At 61.8% G+C, this 18655-nt stretch carries 20 protein-coding genes and 1 tRNA gene; 11 read left to right on the forward strand and 10 right to left on the reverse strand.

Annotated features, from left to right (window positions below; translation table 11 throughout):
* From BMX37_RS18810 to BMX37_RS10350, 5 genes are all read left to right on the forward strand, one after another.
* Nucleotides 1–1380, forward strand: a 1380-nt coding sequence (locus BMX37_RS18810; RefSeq protein ID WP_170841930.1) for a hypothetical protein, incomplete at its 5' end; no start/stop codon positions are given.
* 67 nt (nt 1381–1447) lie between these two features.
* Nucleotides 1448–1741, forward strand: coding sequence for a hypothetical protein (locus tag BMX37_RS10335; RefSeq protein ID WP_093665685.1), 294 nt, complete (start codon nt 1448–1450; stop codon nt 1739–1741).
* The gene (locus BMX37_RS10340; protein WP_093665686.1) at nt 1731–2231 is read left to right on the forward strand and encodes a hypothetical protein; all 501 of its coding nucleotides are present in this window, start codon (nt 1731–1733) and stop codon (nt 2229–2231) included. Before BMX37_RS10335 ends, BMX37_RS10340 begins: the two co-directional genes overlap by 11 nt.
* 17 nt (nt 2232–2248) lie before the next feature.
* Entirely contained in the window at nt 2249–3178 is a 930-nt protein-coding gene (locus BMX37_RS10345; RefSeq protein WP_093665687.1) for a glycoside hydrolase family 73 protein, read from the forward strand.
* Between the two features lie 29 nt (nt 3179–3207).
* Entirely contained in the window at nt 3208–5649 is a 2442-nt protein-coding gene (locus BMX37_RS10350) for a hypothetical protein (RefSeq protein WP_093665688.1), read from the forward strand.
* Nucleotides 5650–5666: 17 nt separating this feature from the next.
* Here the strand turns inward: BMX37_RS10350 and BMX37_RS10355 are convergent, their stop codons facing one another.
* Nucleotides 5667–6749, reverse strand: coding sequence for an acyltransferase family protein (locus BMX37_RS10355; protein WP_170841931.1), 1083 nt, complete (start codon nt 6747–6749; stop codon nt 5667–5669).
* A gap of 194 nt (nt 6750–6943) precedes the next feature.
* Here BMX37_RS10355 and BMX37_RS10360 point away from each other — a divergent pair, with 194 nt between their 5' ends.
* Complete coding sequence (locus tag BMX37_RS10360; protein ID WP_139198069.1) at nt 6944–7945, forward strand: hypothetical protein; 1002 nt, start codon at nt 6944–6946, stop codon at nt 7943–7945.
* A 74-nt stretch (nt 7946–8019) separates the two neighbouring features.
* On the opposite strand, the gene BMX37_RS18515 is transcribed toward BMX37_RS10360, so the two are convergent.
* From BMX37_RS18515 to BMX37_RS18520, 6 genes are all read right to left on the reverse strand, one after another.
* Nucleotides 8020–8382: a hypothetical protein gene (locus tag BMX37_RS18515; protein ID WP_139198070.1), complete on the reverse strand. Its 363-nt coding sequence runs from the start codon at nt 8380–8382 to the stop codon at nt 8020–8022.
* 337 nt (nt 8383–8719) lie between these two features.
* Nucleotides 8720–8884 (reverse strand): hypothetical protein, encoded by a 165-nt coding sequence (locus BMX37_RS18815; RefSeq protein ID WP_170841932.1) that lies wholly within the window; start codon nt 8882–8884, stop codon nt 8720–8722.
* A gap of 3 nt (nt 8885–8887) precedes the next feature.
* Nucleotides 8888–9082, reverse strand: a complete 195-nt coding sequence (locus BMX37_RS10365) for a hypothetical protein (protein ID WP_093665691.1) — start codon at nt 9080–9082, stop codon at nt 8888–8890.
* Entirely contained in the window at nt 9066–9260 is a 195-nt protein-coding gene (locus BMX37_RS10370; RefSeq protein ID WP_093665692.1) for a hypothetical protein, read from the reverse strand. The genes BMX37_RS10365 and BMX37_RS10370 overlap by 17 nt, the downstream gene beginning before the upstream one ends.
* A gap of 2 nt (nt 9261–9262) precedes the next feature.
* The gene (locus BMX37_RS10375; protein WP_170841933.1) at nt 9263–9493 is read right to left on the reverse strand and encodes a hypothetical protein; all 231 of its coding nucleotides are present in this window, start codon (nt 9491–9493) and stop codon (nt 9263–9265) included.
* 504 nt (nt 9494–9997) lie between these two features.
* Entirely contained in the window at nt 9998–10639 is a 642-nt protein-coding gene (locus tag BMX37_RS18520; protein ID WP_139198071.1) for a hypothetical protein, read from the reverse strand.
* 391 nt (nt 10640–11030) lie between these two features.
* Here BMX37_RS18520 and BMX37_RS10380 point away from each other — a divergent pair.
* The 4 genes from BMX37_RS10380 to BMX37_RS10400 all read left to right on the forward strand — a co-directional run bounded on the left by BMX37_RS10380 (nt 11031) and on the right by BMX37_RS10400 (nt 15008).
* Nucleotides 11031–11107 (forward strand) — tRNA-Pro (locus BMX37_RS10380).
* 1212 nt (nt 11108–12319) lie between these two features.
* Nucleotides 12320–12889, forward strand: coding sequence for a hypothetical protein (locus BMX37_RS10390; RefSeq protein WP_139198072.1), 570 nt, complete (start codon nt 12320–12322; stop codon nt 12887–12889).
* Nucleotides 12886–13821, forward strand: coding sequence for a DUF4238 domain-containing protein (locus BMX37_RS10395; protein WP_093665695.1), 936 nt, complete (start codon nt 12886–12888; stop codon nt 13819–13821). The genes BMX37_RS10390 and BMX37_RS10395 overlap by 4 nt, the downstream gene beginning before the upstream one ends.
* Complete coding sequence (locus tag BMX37_RS10400) at nt 13818–15008, forward strand: HEPN domain-containing protein (RefSeq protein ID WP_212611440.1); 1191 nt, start codon at nt 13818–13820, stop codon at nt 15006–15008. Before BMX37_RS10395 ends, BMX37_RS10400 begins: the two co-directional genes overlap by 4 nt.
* A gap of 10 nt (nt 15009–15018) precedes the next feature.
* Here BMX37_RS10400 and BMX37_RS10405 read toward each other — a convergent pair whose 3' ends face one another.
* Nucleotides 15019–15675, reverse strand: coding sequence for a hypothetical protein (locus tag BMX37_RS10405; protein ID WP_244501531.1), 657 nt, complete (start codon nt 15673–15675; stop codon nt 15019–15021).
* A gap of 163 nt (nt 15676–15838) precedes the next feature.
* The gene (locus BMX37_RS10410) at nt 15839–16393 is read right to left on the reverse strand and encodes an alpha-ketoglutarate-dependent dioxygenase AlkB (RefSeq protein ID WP_244501532.1); all 555 of its coding nucleotides are present in this window, start codon (nt 16391–16393) and stop codon (nt 15839–15841) included.
* Between the two features lie 508 nt (nt 16394–16901).
* On the opposite strand from BMX37_RS10410, the gene BMX37_RS10420 reads away from it, so the two are divergent.
* Nucleotides 16902–17177, forward strand: coding sequence for a helix-turn-helix transcriptional regulator (locus tag BMX37_RS10420; RefSeq protein ID WP_093665984.1), 276 nt, complete (start codon nt 16902–16904; stop codon nt 17175–17177).
* On the opposite strand, the gene BMX37_RS10425 is transcribed toward BMX37_RS10420, so the two are convergent.
* Nucleotides 17167–18423 carry a tyrosine-type recombinase/integrase gene (locus BMX37_RS10425; RefSeq protein WP_093665698.1) on the reverse strand — a complete coding sequence of 419 codons (1257 nt, stop codon included), beginning with the start codon at nt 18421–18423 and terminating at the stop codon, nt 17167–17169. The two genes, BMX37_RS10420 and BMX37_RS10425, sit on opposite strands and share 11 nt — an antisense overlap.
* Between the last annotated feature and the right edge of the window lie 232 nt (nt 18424–18655).

Genomic DNA, 18655 nt, shown 5'->3' on the forward strand with positions numbered 1-18655 from the left:
AACCCGTGGAAGGTCGGCTCGGGCTCGATCGGGCAGGTCTATGCCTATGGGAATAGCCGCGTGCTGGTGCAGGGCGGCACGTTCACGCAGGCAGCCGACTTCACCTGGTCGCCGTTCCACATATTCGAAACCGGCTTCATGTCGGTCGACGCCGCGGCCCAGGCCGGCGTCACCAAGGCCGCCTCGGTGGCGATGTTCGACAGCGAGGGTAATGACGACGCGCTGTTCGGCACCTGGGATCATGACGACGCGGTTGCGCCGACGATCACCCAGCTGAGCTACCGCGTGCCCGGCCAGCCCGTCACGGTGGTGCCGATCGACGCCTCGGGCGCGGCCCTGTCGATCAACGAGAACCAGCCACAGGCCTTCACCCTCAGCGCGTCGGAGAATGCGACGCTCGCGGTGTACGGGCCCGACGCCGCCAAGTTCGCGGTGTCTGGCCGAACCTTGCTGATGAAGGCGCAGGATTACGACGTCGCCAACGGTCCTGCGGCCGATGGGTCGAAGACGCTGCGCATCACGGTCCAGGCGATCGACGCCAACGGCAACCCGTCGCGCGCCTATCCGCTGGCTGTCACCATCCTCGACGTCGACGACGCCGCGATCGGGCCGGTCGAAGCATTCGACTATCCGAATGCGAACGGCTGCTGGTTCGACTTCTCGCAGGCGCAGTTCTGGGCCGACACGGCGATGACGATCCCGGCGCAGCTGGGCGACCCGGTCGCGGCGGTCACCGACCAGAGCGGGCGCGGTCATCACCTGTGGCAGCCCGATCCCGATCGGCGGGCGCCGCTCCGCCTTGACGGGCTCTACACCTGCCTCGACTTCAACGGCACCAGCCACTGCTACAATCTGGGCCAGCCGGGCGACTTCCGTTTCCCCAACTTCACCGCCTTCCTCGCGCTGAAGAAGGCGAAGGATGCCGGTACGGCTCCAGCCTATGCGTTGTTCTTCGGGCGCCGTGCCGTGTCGACCGATGGCGGCACCAACAGCAGCAACGGCACCTTCTGGTTCGGTCTGCGAGGTGGTGTCTCTGTCACCTACCGCTGCACGGGCCCGAACGGCACCTCGGACGGCACGGGCGCCGCGCCCGGCAAACCGGTGGTGCTGTCGTTCCGGACCCTCGACCGGGTGGTGCGCTCCAACGCCGTGCAGATCCTGCCGGCGGACGGGTCGACCGGTGCGCCGATCAACAACACCTACCCGCTCGCCAACGAACAGGCGCTGGTCGGTGCCCGTTGGGATGGCGTGTCAAACGACTTCACCAGCTACTTCAAGGGGCCGATGTACGGCTTTGCGGTCCTGGACCGCGACTGCCCGGACGCGATCCGCTTCCGGATCGAGCGCCAGTTCGGCGTGGCGTCCGCCGTCTCGCTCTAAACGAGGGAACCTCCATGACCATCATCAATACGCGCGGCCGTGAGGCCGGGCGGGAGGGCGCGCGCCTGTGATCCTGCTGCTCAACATCCTGCGCGCGGCCAGCCTGCTGCTATGGGCGGTGAACGTCTACCGTCTCAGTCCTGATGCGTGGCGCGCACTCACCGCGAAGCGTCGTCATCTTGACCCGATCTGGGCCGTCGCCTGGGGGCTGGCATTCAACCGGCTGTGGTTCGTCGGCCGAGACGTTTTCTATCATCCGGAGCCCGGCCCGATCGAGGCGGGGCTGCTGGTGGTCGGCTATATGACAGCGTGTGTGCTGGCTGCTGCCATCTTCCGGCTGCGGGGCACCTATGGGGACTAGCGCGGAGATCGCCGAGGCGGTGGTGAAGACCACGGCCGGAGAGTCCATCAACAAGGGCGTCTGGACCGGCGTCGTTGTCGCTACAATCGGCCTGATCGGCCTCATCGTCCGGCAGTGGGGACCGTGGCAGGTCATCGCCCGCGACGGTCGCCGCGCCGACATGGAGGGCATGGGCAAGCGCATCGCTGAGTTGGAGGCGCGGCTGGATCGGCAGACCACCTCGCATGAGGCGAAGCTGGAACAAGAGCGCGTCCAACACGGCGCTGAACTCGCCATCATGCGGCACCGCATGAACAACCTCGACCAGTGCCTGACCATGCTGCTGATGCTGATCGAGCAAGATTCGGAGAAGGCCCGCGAGGCAGCGGCACGGGTCCGCGCCATGCGCGAGCGGCAGGAAGCGAACGAGGCGGCCGAGAAGGCCGCGATCCATGCCGCGTCCATCACCGCCAAGGCGGAACCCGCCACCCCGGCTGCCCCCGCAGCCTGAACCACAAGGAAGCATCCATGGCAAAGATCGAACGCGACGTCATCGACGCCGCGCAGGCCTCCGAGCGCAAGCACGGCATTCCCGCGTCCGTGTCGCTCGCTCAATTCGGGTTGGAAAGCGCGTGGGGCACGAAGATGCCCGCCGGCAGCAACAACCCGTTCGGGATCAAGGCGGTGAACAGCCAGCCTTCCGTGACGGTGCGTACCCGCGAGGTCGATAGCCACGGCCGGTCCTATTACATCCAGGCGCCGTTCCGGAAGTTCGCCTCGATCGCGGAAGCGTTCGAGGAACATGGTCGGCTGCTCGCCCAGGCGAAGCCTTATGCCAGGGCGCGCACCAAGCTGCCAAACGCCGACGCTTTCGCTGATGCCCTCACCGGGGTGTACGCGACCGATCCGAAGTACGGCGAACTGCTGCGCAAGATCATGCGACAGTCCAAGCTGTACCAGTACAACGCCGCGCCTGCCGCTCAGCCTGTCGCGGCGCCGGTACCGGCCGAACTGATCGTGCCGACGCCCCCGATCGCGCCTGACGACAGCGTGAAGGTTGCCGAGGCGAACCGGGCCGAACTGGCGCGGGTGCAGGCGGCGACTGTGTCGGCGCCGGTCACCACCCATGCCGCTGCCATGGCTCTGTCCCGCGACACGGTGAACGAGGTGCTGGCCGCAGCGCCAGCCTCGGTGATCGAGCATGTCACCGAGGGCACGAAGCTGAAGCTCGGCGAGAAGTCGACGTGGATCGGTGGGGCGATCGTCGTCGCATCGCTGGTGGCTGACCCCACGGTGCAGGCGGCAGCCCGCCCCGTCTGGAACGCGGTCCAGCACGGCAGCTGGGGCGGCATCCTGTCGGCCGCAATCGGCTTGGGGCTGGTCGTCGCCCGGTCGCGCTCCACGCCGCGCACTGACGCCGTGATCGCCGCCAAGCGCCTGATCGCGCCTGCCGCCTGATCCCCGCTCCTGCCCCCTAAGGAACTCCCATGAAGAAGATCCTGCTGTTCGATAACCGCTTCCCCGACCGCAAGCCGCACCGGCTGACCGTAGCGGACGAAGTGGCTTCCGCCTGCGTTCGGGCCGGGGTGGCGGCAGCGGCCGATCCGGCAGAGGCCGGCGCACTAGCCGCTGGCGGCGCGCTCGATCCCGGCATGTTGACGGAGGTGGTGTTGCAGCATGGCACCGGTCAGCTGGCGCGCGTGTTCCTGCCGTACAGCGTGGTTCTGGTCGCGGCCGGGCTGGGCCTTGCTGCCAGCATTGGAACACCGCTGACCGGCGTGGTCACCCCCACCCCGACACCTACGCCAACGCCTGCACCTGGGCCAGTGACCGCGTTTGACGGCATGTGGGCGGACAAGATCGCGTCCGTAGGGTGGTACTCCCAGGCCACGGGTCGGAACGCTCTCTACGACGGCACCAGCGACAAAACCTACATGGCGCTGGAAGAAGTGGACGCTTCTTCCTCCACGCTGCGCAGTTCGCACCTCTACGCGGTGGACAACACCGGAACGCGAACCGGGCCGTTCAAGCTCTTTGACAGCACGCTAACCGATGACGACCACGGCGTTCCCGAACTGAAGCTAGGGCCGAACCGGCGCATGTACAGCAGCGGCGGTGTGCACAGTGCCGCTGGTGTGCCGATGATCTTTGCTATGAGCGGTGTCGACAATTTCACGTCGTTCACGGCTATCACCGGTCCAACGCCAGCAACCGACGCCAGTGCGTATGCCTATTCGCATATGGTGTTTCGCACCTCGACGGCTGGCAATGTCATTCGGCGGAAGGAAACGACGGCTGGCAACAACATGGTGCTGGTCGATACGCCCTTCACCGTCAATCCGGATGGCACGCTGTCTTGGGGCACCGAAGTTGTCATCGTGAACTTCGGCGGCGGTCGTGTTTACGCCAGCGACCCGATCCTGTTGCCCAACGGCAAATTGCGCCTCGCATACACCTACGCCGACTATCCGGACACGCTTCGACAAGACATTTTCGTAGGGGACTACGATCCGGCGGCCGGTACGGTCACATCGCCGTTCAACGGAACCGTCCTTAATTGTCCTGTTTCGCTAACCGGCAGTCGCAATAATCTGCGGATCACGCGGCAGCAAGAGAACAACCTGTATGGCGGCTTGGCTGCGCATGTTCTTGACGCGGCAGGAAACTACCATGTGGCATATCTGGAAAGCGCGGCGGCTAACAGCACTGCCGCCGCCTCCATGCCCATCATGTACCGTATGCTCCCGGCAGGTAGCCAGACGCTGACGGCAGCGGTCCAGATCGCGACGACGATCCAACGCTACAGCACCTACGAACTTCGCATCGGAAAGAACGGCGCGCTGGAGTTGGATTTCATCAGCCTTAGCCCGTTCTTCGCCAGCCGGGTCGGTGACTATTCACGCGTCAAGCAGGCGGGGGATGGCTCCTGGGGTGCGGCGACGGTGATGCGCGCAGCCGGATCATATGCCGGCTTCGACCGGGCACAAACCGTCCAGAACGGCAATGCCGGTCCAATTCAGGCTATTTTCTGCGAGTGCAGCTATTCCGATAACGGCAACACAGGTGGGTCTAACAACCCAACCGTAGGCACACTGCGGGCGTACGCGCTATCGGGCGATAGCGCCGCGACCATCAAGACCGCAACGGACCCGGCGCTCACTACGGCCACGCAGCGTCTAGCTACGCAGCCGAGCGCTTTGTCCCTTCGTGTGGCGAGCCAAGCCGTCGAAGCATATCGAGCGCTCGGCTTTCTCGCTACTCGGGACGCCATGTGGTTGCAGGCGAGCCGCCTTCCAGCGGAAGCCGATTTCGCGCGCCTTGATCTCATTGGCACCCGTGACCTGACGATGAACTCCGGCATGAGTTTCGCACAGGTGAGTGGCAAAGCTGGTTACGCCTGGTTGGGTGACGGCGTGACTGGCGTACAAGACACCGGCTTCAACCCTTCGACCATGGGCGTCAATTTCACGCTCAACGTCGCATCGTGCAGCTTTGACGTGCTTACCGAAGGGCAGCGGGCTGCGGCGGCAGTCAGTAGGACATTTTCCTCTGCGGGACAGAACACGTTTCTAGTTGTGCCCCGTACTACGTCAGACACCGCCACGGCTCGCGCAAACGATGCAACCACGTCGAGCAGTGCCAACACCAGCGCACTTGGCACCTTCATCCTGCGGCGCAAGGCTGCAAGTGGCACAAGCGCAAAGCGGATCACTCGGAACGGCGTATCGGTGGGTACGAACACAACTGCCGCAACGGCTGTTCCAACTACGAACATGCTGTTCGGCGGAGGCGGTTCTGGCGATTCAAACCCGAGCGGCACTTACCAACTGGCATTGGGTACGTTCGGAGGCGACGTGCCGGACGCGATCTACCCGATCATCGGCCAGATCAACTATCGCTTCAAGCAGGAGATGGGGCTGACGGCCTGACGTCCAGAGTCCGGTTGTTATCGGCCTCCGCTAGACCGGTTCGGCAGCCCCCCTGCCGACCGGGCGTGCAACTGACGGCCGATCCAGCCACGGGCGCGTTCGTCAGCGAAACCGGCAACCACAGCCGTGATGATGGCCACGGCCACAAACAGGCCGATTGCAGGCCAGCCCGTCTGCGGGTGGATGAGTCGCTCGACCCAAGAAAATACGGGGTAATGGATCGCGTAAATGGGGAAGGAGATGAATGCCCCAGCTTTCGCGATAGTGGCCGTGAGTCCAGTGGGCTGTTGCCCGCAGGAGGCATAAATCAGACTTGGGTAGACGATCATCGTCACGACGGCCACGTAGGCAGCCTCATAGCTACCCAGCGGGTTCGGTGCGAAACTGAGCAGCAGCAGGGCGGCGACTACGACGAACGGCAGACCCTTCGTCGGATACTTCAGTCGAGCGCGATTTAGCAGAACGCCGATCGTGAATGGAAAGGCGACACGGAAGAAGCCCCAGCCGACATCGCCGTAACCGGCGCCTACATCAATGCTTCCGTGCAGGTGGATAGCAGTAAGCAGGCCGCAGCCGGCTACCCCTGCGATAACGGCCAGACGCTTGGCAGAGAGACGAAACGCGTAGGCACCGTAAACAATGCTCGCGACCATCTCAAAGAACAGCGACCATGAAGGACGGTTGATCTCGAAGGGAATCTTGACCAGCGAGGATGGCGCGGGAAGGGCCGCGACCGCGAAAGGGAAGGCTGCGAGCCCATGCCAGTGCGGACTGCGAAGCAGGACAAACGGCAGACCTAGTACAGCGCCGGCAATAATAAGCGGGTAAAGGCGGACGACACGCTTCAAGGCGTATTTCCCGAAGCTGAGGCGGCGTTGCAGTTGCTGTCTGTACGCGTGGTCGATCACTAGACCGCTCAGCAGGAAGAAGAAGTCGACCGCCAAGTAGGCGTGATCAAACAGGTGTCCGCTGGGCGCGAACCAGCGTCGATGAAAGACGACGACAGCCAAGGCGGCGACGCCTCGCAGCCCATCCAGCGCAAGCAGATGCTGAGAATGCACCACATCGCCGCTGGCAGGTCCTTGCTTGTCAGTTTCCACCAGAACTTCCCCACTCGTCCAACCACGTCACGCAGTCCCCACCTCCCGGTGAGTCTGGGTGATTTATACGGAGGCCCTAATCTATGATAGCCGTTCGCGCGTTCATTTTGACTGCAATGGTTCTGGCTTGGCCCGCTTCGGCGCAGGTCATCAGCGTCACGGCCCCGCTTTCCGATAAGGATGGCGATGGGCGGGTGACGATCACCAGCCAGGCCAAAGCCGTTGGCGTCGCCAAGGGCACGGTCCTGACACGGTGCGGAACTACGCTGGTCTATGTCGGGCCAAAGTCGGTGTGCCCGCCACAACCGGAGGCGTTGGCCGTGGCTGCCGCGCCGGCTGCTCCCCGGCTGACGAACCCCGGCACCTTCACCACCACCCGCAACTTCAAGGCGGCGGGTGGCAGCATCGCCAACATGCGCTTTACCGGCCTTGGCACGATCGGCCGGCCGCGCGGTGTGGTGCCCGACCTGACCCTGCGCGACATCCAGGCGGACGGTGCCAGCTTCATCCTGCGCAACTTCGAGGGCAGCGATGCCACCCCGCGCGTGACGATCGCCCGCGTCACCAGCCTGAACGCTGGACCGGGCGGCTTCTACTTCCGCGGTTCGTCATCGGGCACGATCACCGACGTGCGGATCGAGGCGACCAGGCCGAACACGCAGTCGTCCAAGGTGCCGGCCGGGATCGGGTTGGCGGGCAAGAACGCGGGCGACAATGGCGGCCCGTGGACGATCAGCCGGTTCTACATTCGCGGCATGCAGTCGACTGGCGATATCTTCAACGGCGACGGGATCGCGACGGAGAAGGGCTATCACGATGTCACGATCACGGACGGCTATAGCGGCTGGAACCGGGATGCCGGGTACGACATCAAGAGCGTCCGCACGACTCTGAACCGGGTGGCCGCAGAGGGGAACCGGCGCAACTTCAAGGTCTGGGTCGACAGCGACTGGGGCACGATCACCAGCATAGACCCGTGTCAGCCGGGGCGCGGCGAGTGCGCCCATGTTCAGGTGCAGGGCTCCATCCGCCTCCACGTCGCGCGGCTGATCGCCCGAAGCGGCAACGCCACGCCGCTGTTCCAGACAGAGGGCGGTATCCCGACGATCACCGTCGACGCGTGCGACCTCAAACTACCTCCCGGCACGCCGATGTTGAAGGGTAAGGCGGTGCTGCATCTGGGGTCAGGCTGTTAAGTGGCGAAAATGAAAGCCCCGCCCACTTCCGAGGAGCGAGCGGGGCCGACGTTTATGCGTTGCTGTGACGTCGCTCAGCGGTGCGCTGTCGGCTTCTCACAGACACGGGTCTTACTCGGACCCCTGCTGTGGCAGAGCCTGCCAGCGTCGTCCCACCAGGTGCCGTCGGGAGCCGGCCCGTATTTGGCGGCCAGCTGCTTTTGGTGCGTATCGCTCGGCTTCGCGGGATCTTCGCAGCGACGTACGCTTTTGCCGCTGGCATGCTCCGTGTGGCAGAGACGACCGTTATCGTCCCACCAGCGTCCAGCTGGAGCCACGCCGAACTTCTTGTCGAGCGCGGCTTGATGCGCGTTATCGGACCGGCCAGACTGAGCGAAGCTGGGAGCGGATACACCGGCAACAGCCGCGCTCAATGCTAAGACAAACGCGATCTTCATCTGGATCCTCCTTCTAGGCTCCCGGGTGAGCAGGAAAGCCACTGGTGCCCGTATGGTTCCGGGCCACCATGATCGATGCGTCGGGAAGCCTTGTCGGCGCGGCCGTCGTCAGACCTGCCTTCGGCTGCCCACGAGGCGTGCCGCACTATAGGCTGAGGCGATCCCCGCCCACTCGCGGTCGGTAGGCGGGGCAGAAAGGCGCCGTTCACCCCCGCAAACGACTGTGCAGCCGCTTCCACTCCACCTCGGTACGCGGGAACGGATCGGCCAGTGTAGGCGGCTCGGGTGTGGCCTTCAGGCGCGCTCCCCTGCCCTGACATTCCGTACACCTCACCCGTTAGCGCAGCGCCTCCAGCTGCGTGTTCCAGCTTCGCAGCAGGGCATATCTGTTGAGGCGCGCAGCGTCGAAGATGTGCACCCGCCCACACGGGCAGATCAGCTTCACGTTGGCCTTGTGCTTGATCAGGTCCGACAGGCTGTCGAGCCGGGTGTTTGCACCCACAAATCACGCCCGCGACGCCCGGATGAAGATCGCGGCATGGTCGCGGTACTTCTCCTGCCAGAACTCGCCGGCCTCCGCCCACGCCGGAAGGTCCAACACCCGCGTCCCCTCCCACAGCCGCTCCGCCATATGCTCGATCAAGCCGTCTTCGTCGTTGGCGGTGCAGATGCGGCAGCGGCCGTCAGTGCAATCGGCCATGGGAAGCGGCTTCTACCGCGCTGATCACGTAGGTGAGATACAAGGCTTCGTGCTGGTCGTCGCACTCGGCAAGCAGATCCTCCAGCCAGTCCAAGGCATCGAGGTAGCCGACGTCGGCGATCAGTTCTTGTGCGAGCATGTGCGCTTCGATCTCGCGCTGTTCGTTGGGCCGCGCCATGCTCAGTACGCCAGCCAGTCGACCTCGGCGTCATCCAGCGCCGAATGCATGTCCCCGTCCGCCTGGAGCGCAACCAGGCGTTTGCGGACAGCATCAGGGTCGCCGTGCTTGGGAAAGCCGCGATCGGCCGCGGCGCCGGCCGCCAGCTGGCCGAGCAGCCCTCCCCTATCCTTTTGTGCGATCAGCCATGATCCGAAGGCGGGCTTGGCTGGCGTGTAGAGGTCCATGTTCATGGTGGGTCCAATGCGAACCGAGATCGCGCGACTCTACCATGTTCTCGGAATGTTCCGATAGGGTGGCGAGGTGCATCCAGAGTGCTTCGTCGACCATCCAACCAACAGCCTCCCACGCCTTCGCGCTCTGGATGTCGTGTTCGCGTATGCACGCCAGCATCTTGCTCAAAACCACACGCTGCGCCCCGTCGCCATATGCGGCGACAAGTCCAAAGGCGACCTCGCTTGCTGGGTCACTTGGTGGCGGCATGTCTCGCATAAAGCTCCGCAGCGGGACTAGTTGCACTGTACAGGATCAGTTTTTTACAAGACGATTGTTAGGAACTGCCCTGCCCGCAGATGGGTTTCTCAGGTTAGACAATCATCGCGGGACGCCGCAGATTACCGTTGCGGTATCCGGGATGGTTGGACAACGTAACCTTCTGATCCGCAAGGACTGTGCGAGGCCGGCTCGGGATTAAACCCTCGCCTCCACGGCGAAAGCGTAGCACTCGCGCAGTTACGCTAGGCCTCTTGACCTACTGGGAGAAAGGCGTTGAAGTATAGATCGACGGCACGGCTCAACGCGTCCGCTTTCGGCTCAGATAGTTCGTAGCCGACCATCACTCCGTTGTAGGTCGCGTTATAAACCAGTTTGCTATCATAAGCCGACAGGTGATCGCTGACGAATGTGCCGGCTGCTGCTTGCAGAACTCCCGACAAACTTACGGGTTGTTTAAGCCGATGCTTCATTCGCTCTGCGGGGTTTGTACCCAATTCCTCAGGATGTGCGGCTGATGCGCGGATTGCGAGAATGTCTGGAAACTCGCACTGGAAAAGTCTCCTCGCTTTCTTTTTAGCGTCTGCATTCCACTCGCCTCTGACGGAAGGTAAGTCTGCACCGTTGATAATGATCGTCATCTGCGAAAAGCTGTTTGCCGCTATGGCTCCGTTTCGGCCAGCAATCTTCATCCATTGCACCATTCGCTTGCTTTCGTATGGCACTGACCCGCCACGCTTCCGTCTGAAAGCATAGTTGTAAAGGTCGAGACTGGATCGGAAGTCCTCTTCCGCTCTCTGCATCGACAACAAGCAACGTTCGACCTGCTCTGCATCCGCTCGTTCATCGAACGAGATCAAGGAACGGTCGAACTGAAAAAAGCGCATAGCATTCTCCGCAACCTAACGAGCGTTAACTTGCTCAGCTTGGGGACGCTAGGCGCGCACGCTTAGCCGCTTACGAATATGTCCAATCCCCTTCACCCGCTCTAAAACCCGCAGGCGAGGATTGCGGTTAGACAAGGCGTATGGGACGCGAGGGGAAAATAGCAGCCCCAATCGGGAGGTTAGACAAGCTAAACAATTGATGCCGCTTGCTTCTTACAATCCTGCCGGGCCCACCAACGCTTCCGTCGACGCGCAGCATGCAGTCAGCCGTCCTGAAAAGGCATATTACCGGCTGCAGACGCGTCAGGAGGCAAACACCTCCTCCCGCAAGCTTCCCATCACCATTGGCACTTGCGTTGAAGGAACAGGCCCCGCTAAGGGCTTCTCATATCGGGGAGTGGCGCAGTCTGGTAGCGCGCCTGCTTTGGGAGCAGGATGTCGCAGGTTCGAATCCTGTCTCCCCGACCATCCTTCAGCCATCCTTGATCGTCAGAGCGTTTTCCGCGGAAAGCCGGAGCCACGTTCGTCGCTGAAGGACATAGTTCACGCGAGATGTGCACTCGCCAATGCCGACAAAGACATTCGCAACGCTCCGAATGTTGCCCTGATCGCCGCTCCGTCCTTTAAGTCCTAACTCCCCGAAATCGCTTTTCCAGCAACCGTTTGAGCCGGCGATGAAGCACCGCACAACGTGGCACCTATGTCCGTCGATCAGGTATTCAGCGCCTGAACACTCTGCTCAACGTTTTCGAAGCCCGCTGGCCGAGCCAGTCGAGGTCATGAACCTTGAGGTACTCGCCAAACCCAGCCGTTAGGGTCAGCAGACCACGATTGTAGAAGGGTAGAGTATTGTAGAAGCGTAGAACACAGGCTGCGTCGTTCCCGCTCACTCGATGCCGAGGAATGGCGGCAAACGATGAGCAGTCCTGCGGCTTCATCAGCGCAACAGCAGCAAGCCCATATAGCCCTAATCTGCGCGCAATTCACGCGCTCGTCTTCTCGCGTCATATGCCTCCGGTCGAACCGACCATCAGAGCGTGCCCGCACCCCTAACGCCGCCCGCAGATCACTCCCACTCGATTGTCTCAACGGCCACTAAGCCATTGTTTTTGCTCGAAATTCTGAGCATTTCACGGCCTCATCCCGCTGACCGGTCCGTCAAAAAGTTACGCTTTTGAAATTGAAGGATTTTTCCGCAAGAAATTTTTTTCGTTGGCTTCGCCATCTATCGCCAACGATCGGCCCCTTCACTCACCGTGGAGGGCCTCACATCGTGCCCCCGCATCAATAGGAAGATACCGTCGGCAACGCAATTTCGAACCTGCAATTGGCGGAAAATAGGCTCCAACGCTGACGTGCCGGAACGCTGACTGTCGCCTTCACGGAGACACATCGTCGCTAGGCTCGGCGTTGTCTCGACCGGCGAGAAACGACATATAGGGAACATGGCGACGACCGCGAAAAAGAAGACTCGGACGCGCCGGTCTGCACCGGCTGAGAAGGCGTTCACGTACCGGGGGATCAAGATCCTCCCGGCGACGGGTCGTCGCTCACCGCTCGCCCAAGCTATCCGCGACGGCTTGCGCGATATGTCAGAACAGTCGCGTGGCGACCACGTCCAGGCGTAAGCCTCCCGCCTCCAAGTCGGTCTTCATCAACTGCCCGTTTGACGACGGGTTCATGCCGATCCTGCGCGCGATGGTTTTCGCAATCATCGCGGCGGGCTACCACCCTCGATGCGCGCTGGACGCCACCGATGGGGCAGAGGTCCGTGTCGGCAAGATCGCCCAGATGCTCGGCGAGTGTGACTGGGGTATCCACGACTTGTCGCGGGTCGAGGTCGGGGATGGAGGCCTTCCCCGCTTTAATATGCCGATGGAGCTCGGCCTCCATCTGGGCGCCCGAATCTTCGGCGAGAAACGTCACAAAAGGAAGCGAGCCCTCATTCTAGACGCCGATCGTCATCGCTATGATCAGGCGCTTTCCGACATCAGCGGTCAGGATATCGAGTCCCATCGTGGCGATCCCGACGAAGCAATCCGCTGCGTAAGGAACTGGCTGTCCGAGCATCGCCCGCGGAATGCCGACCCTCTGCCGGGGGCGGCCGCTCTTCAAGCCGACTATCGTCAGTTTCAGGCCGAGATTGGTGCGCTGATGGCGCCACGACGCCTCGATGCCGACGATCTCACCCACAGCGATTTTCTTTTTGCGGTGCGCGACTGGCTCAAAGAGCGGGGGGCTGACGCATGAACTCGTCGAACCCTCCGGTGAAGCATCATTACATCCCCAAGTTCCTGCTGGCTCAATGGGCCGTGAACGAAGGAAAGCTGTGGCGCTATCTGCAGCCGATTCCTGGCAAAATGGTCACAAAGCTCGTGGCCCCTGCGGAGATCGGGTACGAGGAACACCTCTATGCCACCCCGGGTTTGCCGCCCGAGCAAACCCAGCAGATCGAGCAGCTTTTCATGTCGCCGCTCGATTCGCTTGCGGCAGATGCGCACCAGCTCCTGTTGGCAGGCAAAGTGCAGAACATGCCACAGCGCGAACGAAGCGCGTGGAGCCGGTTCATCATGTCCCAATGGTTCCGCACCCCTGACTCGCTCCGATACTTCAAAGAGGCCATGCGGCTTGCGCTCACTGTCCGGGACGACGCGCTGAACGCGCGGTATGCGGAGCTGAGGCAGGAAGGCTATCCCGAGAGCCTTGAGGCGATCGTCGAGATGATGGGGCCGGAGTTTGTCGAGCAGACGGCCATGGGCTTGCTCCGAAAGATGAGCGACGATCCCAAGAACGGCCTGCGGCTCAATAACATGGTCTGGGCTGTGATCGAGACCAGCGGAGGCCGGGAGTTCCTGATCTCCGACGCCGCTCTTCACCAAGGGAACTCAGGTATCTTCTCTGCCCAAGGCTATGCCACGCTGCCGATCGCGCCACGGAAGCTGTTCGTTGCCGCCTCTAGCCCTACTACCGTCCAGCAGATCAGGGCACTGGCACGGAACGACCTCGTGAGCCGCAACAATCGAGCCGTCGTGCGCCGTGCCTCGATCTTCGTTGGTGCGACGGATCTGTCCCAGAAGCCCTGGATCGAGGAAAATTTCGGCCAGGAAGAGAATGACACGCTCATTAAGGGCCTCGTGGAAAAATATCGGACGACCTTTGCTGAAACTGGGGTGAGCGCGTGAGCGCTCCGCTGGCGGACCATGCGAGAGCCATTGAGGTGCTCGATGGCGTCGCAGCCGAACTCGCTGACATCCATCGGGCCAAGGAATATTCGCAGTGGCGCCCGTGGGCGGCCGGACAGGCCGACAGTGCCTTGGCGGGCGCGACGCCCTTTGCCGACTTCGCGAACGCTTGGATCTTCACCGGCGATGGCGGTGGTGTGGTCGCTACCGGTCGGTTTGGCAGCTGGGCGATAGATCGCCTCGTCGAAAAGATGGCGCCCGCAGCGATCATCAAGCTCTTCGAGGAAGAAATCTCCCGCAACGTGGCGCGCTACGACGAAGTGTCTCCGGTGCTTGGCGTCCAGATCGCAAAAGAGTGCGACCTTGGCGAGGGCATCCGGCTCGCACCACCCCCAGAGAACATCTTCGATGTGACGCAGCTCTGGCGACATTCGATGGCGCCACTTCCGACAGGGACGTGCGCCCTGATCCAGACCTATGCCGTCACCCCAGCATTTGAGCGGCGCTCGCCGGAGGCGACTGGACCGATCGGATCAAGCCAGACATTGCCGGCCGCCGAAGCTCGACAGTCTGTTCGTGAGCGAACGAGGCTCGCTTGTCTTCTCGCTGGTGCCGGTGCCGTCGAACTACCCCTGTCCATTCTTCAGCCCGACCGCCGCAATCTGCTTGCGGCCGGTGACGGCAATCAGTCCGGCCGGCCGTTCTCGCCCTTCCCATTCACCGCTCAGGAACTCGATGCAGACCTGATCGCAACGCTATATGATCAGCTCGGTCGGTTCGCGGGCATCGGCTCTCTTGCTCGCGCGATCGACCGCTTGGGCCGCTCCCGCCTAGCGATCAACCCGGTCGACCGCTCACTCGATCTTGGAATGTCTGCTGAGATCGCCCTGATGCACGACCAAGGTTCGAGCAACACGGAGATCGGCTACAAGATCGGCTCGCGCGCCGCGTGGCTGCTCGGGACCGATGCGAACGAACGCGCCACGATCTTCAACGATATCAAGAAGCTCTACGACGCGCGGTCGAAGGCGGTCCACACCGGCGAACTGTCAGCCAAATCACAGATCGATCTCGATGCTGCGGACGCGCTCGTGACCCGCGCTCTTGTCGCTATCCTCGGCCGCGGCTCCTTTCCCGATTGGACCCGGCTGGTCCTCGGCGGGGAAACGGCAGCAACCACGGAATGATCGCCGGCCCTCAGGCAGCCTTCGGCAGGATCGTCCAGCCGCTTTCGCCCTCTCTCTCGAACGCCGCGCGCAATTCGGCAAGGCCGGCCTGCGAAGGATCGGTGTCGACGATGAACGTCGCGCCGAACAACGATATCTCAACAAGCGGAAGCGCATCGCCGGGCCGCACCATCGGTGCGCTTACATGCTGCGCAACGCCTGGTCGGCCCGTCACCATCAGGATGTCAAAGTCACCTATCCCCTTGCGAACAAAAGCCCGCACCGCGTCAAACTTTGCAGCTCGCGCTTCGGTCAGCCCCCAGTAAATCGCGACCGAACCCAACGCGACTTTTAGGAGCGCACGGGCCAGCTTGGGTTCCCGGCCCATTTCCTGCGTAAAGCTGATCGTCGCTTGCTGGCCTATTTCGGGAGTCTCGAACTCGACCTTTGTGATCCCGTTCGCCGCGCTCGCGGCAGGCAGGGGGCGGCCATTCGACTCCACGACCTGCGGCCCCGCATTCAGATGAATTTCCGGCTTGCCGTCGACATACTGCCCTTTGATCGGCGCCCACATATTGATCGCCGGCGCCTTCCCTTTTTTGCGCCTGACGCCGTGCATGAACGCGATGATCTCGAATTGCCGGATCAGCGCCTGATCGACGTGGCCGAGGCCATTGTTGCAGGCCATGCAGACACCCACTGGGAGGACCAAATGCGGCGGACAGCCAAGTGCGTCGGGAAGAACGTGCTCCTCGCTCCCCTTACGGATTGGCTTCAAACACCATATGCAGTGTTCAACTGGCTCACTCACCCGCCTTTAATACCACATCTAGGATTGAAGGACTACATCGTCATTGCGCGAGCGATCGAAATGTGATCGACCAGCGCGGTTGCTCCATCTCGGCGATGCTGTGCTCCCACCCATGCCGCGCCTCACCGCTAAGATGATAAGCGGCTCGTGGCTCGAGCACTGCCGAAGCGCGCTCGAACTTGGGCCCGATACGCCGGCGGAAGCGCATTGTGGCGGGAGCCCCAAGCGAAATCCCAACGACATGCTCGAACACCGGACGATCCTTGTGCCATCCAATCCCGGCACCCGAATCGTATCGGATCAGCAGAGCCTGCACCAATTCGTCGGGATCGAGCCCGGCGAAGCGCGCTGCATCTCGCTTCGCTGACTGTAGCCAATCTGGAATGGCATCGGTGGGCGCAAAGCGGCCGGTGTCGAAATCATAGGACCAGCCGAACGAGCGCGTCACTCGCTTTCCCAGCCAGCCCTGAAAGCGAAAAGGTGCAAGTCCCTCTGCGTCGATCCGACGGATGAGGTCTCTCTCGGCCTCAGCGGTTACAAGTTTCTCGCACGCTGCCAGACCCGGCAAAGCCATCGCCCCGAACAGATCAGGCATAGCTACCGACGCCATCCCCGCCCGCCTTCAGTGCCGCCCCGTGCGCGAAGCAACTCACCGAGCGGGCGGCCACGCAACGTGCAGATTCCAATGACCCGATCGTAGCTACGCCGCCCCGCGCGGCAGGAGAGCGTTTCGCCCATCACCATACGCTCAAGCCGCCGTTTGGCCTCGCGCCCGCCTGGCTCGTTCAGCTCTGGCGCATAGAAGCCGATGTAGCGCAGGCAGCCCGCCATGGCATATCTAGCGTTCCACACATTATCATCGATGGGCGTATGGCGATCTCCGGTGGGCAGCCGCCGCATAATTTCGCCGAAGCACTGAAAGAGGCTTGGTCGACGCGTCAGTAAGAACGCCTGAGATCAGAGGTAAGAAAACGCAGCGGGCATTATCCGTTTCGCCGCCGAGTCTGCGATTTACCCGCCCAGCTTGCCGTGAAGGGTTCCAATGTACCTTATCTATCGCCTTCTATCGCGGAGTCCCAACACGCGAGGAGATTAATATGGGCATGAGCACGACTGCGGCCGCAGCCGGATCGCGACGAACCATCCGCCGGCAGCAGCTTCGAGAGATCGTGCCTCTCGCTGACAGCACCATTTTCGAAATGGAGCAGCGTGGAGAATTCCCACAGCGCTTCTATCTAACGTCACGATGCGTCGTCTGGGATCTCGCGGAAGTCGAACAATGGCTGGACGCCCGGCGCGCTGCCTCTCGCGCCAAGGCAATCAAGCTTGCGCCGACGCCGGATGTTCGGCTTCGGCGGGCGCGGGCAGTCACACAGTAGGGTCGAGTTCAAGCATTCCCATCGCCTGTGGCATCAGCGTAGGGACATATTTCTGGCCCACGATCCATGCGTCAATGAGGTTCGACCATTCTTGCATCATGTGCCGCCGTTGGTGTTCGTACTCGGCTTTGTTGTAGACGCCACGAGACGACCGCCCGTCCTCATGCGCCAGGCACTTTTCGATCCAATCGCGATTGAAGCCCAACTCGTTCAGGAGCGTAGATCCGGTGCGGCGCAGATCGTGAACAGTGAACGGCTCAAGCGGCAGTCCCTCGCTCTTCGCTTTTTCGACGACCGAGTACGTGACGCGATTGAAGGTTGCTCGCGACATCGGAGCATCCGCATCATACCGCGACGGAAGTAGGTATTTCGAGTTTCCGGCGCACGTCTTGAGCGCCACCATGATGTCGAGCACTTGGCTCGACAGGTAGACGTTGTGGGCCTTCGAGCGCTTCATTCGCTCCTTTGGGATCGTCCAAACCGCGTTCTCAAAATCGACCTCATCCCACACGGCGTCCTGTAGTTCACTCTTGCGGACCATCGTCAACAAAAACAGCCTCATACCGAGCCGGATCGTGGGCAACGTGGGGATATGCTCCAGTTGCTTGAGCATGACGCGAATCTCGCTGGGCGAAAGGGCCCTATCCTTCGGGGTGAAGGTTGCTATCGAAGCAGGACCGACCTCGTCAGCCGGGTTCGCGACCTTCTCACCGTGCAGAATCGCAAACCCGTAAATCTGCTTCAAAATATCGCGAACGTGGATAGCCGTGGCGGGAGCGCCTCGATCGACGATCTTTCCGCAGTGGGCTCGGAGGTCGTTGGGGCTGATCTCTGTCAGAAGACGGTTGCGCCATACCGGCAGCAACTCACGCTCCCAAATCGACCGTCGCATCGCTCGCGTGCTGTCGGCCATCGGGGCAGCAGTGAGCCACTTTTCGCCGAACTCGCCAAAGCTTTTGGCTTCCTTAATGCGCCGCTTTTCCCGTTGCTTCTTGATCGCAGGAGATTGGCTTTCAGCAACAAGACGCCGAGCATCTATGCACTTTTCCCGCGCACGAGCCAGAGAAAGACCATCCGCTCCATACTTTCCAAGAACAATTTTTTCGCGCCTTCCGTGCAAGCGGTAGTCCAAGCGAAATGAAATTGATCCCTTTACAGATACGAGAACGTACATACCGTCCCTATCTGTCACTTTGTATGACTTTTCTCTTGGCTTCAACGATCGAATAGCCGTGTCCGTAAGCATGTTGGCCTCCTAGCTGAAAATACCGTCAGGCAATTTTCGGAGGTCGCACGGGGACGTTCCGTAAGCATTTCAATTGCTTACGGCGAAAAAAATACCGTCACGACCTCAATTGCCGTGACGGTATTCGCGAATATCGCGTAGTGCAATACTTCCACAGTCCGTCATCCCGCCCGCAAACCGGGACGCTAGCCCGGTGATCGCTGGCGATAGATGGCGACAGGAAATTATTTTA

It is taken from the genome of Sphingomonas gellani (assembly GCF_900110035.1).
GTDB classification, from domain to species: Bacteria; Pseudomonadota; Alphaproteobacteria; order Sphingomonadales; family Sphingomonadaceae; genus Sphingomonas; species Sphingomonas gellani.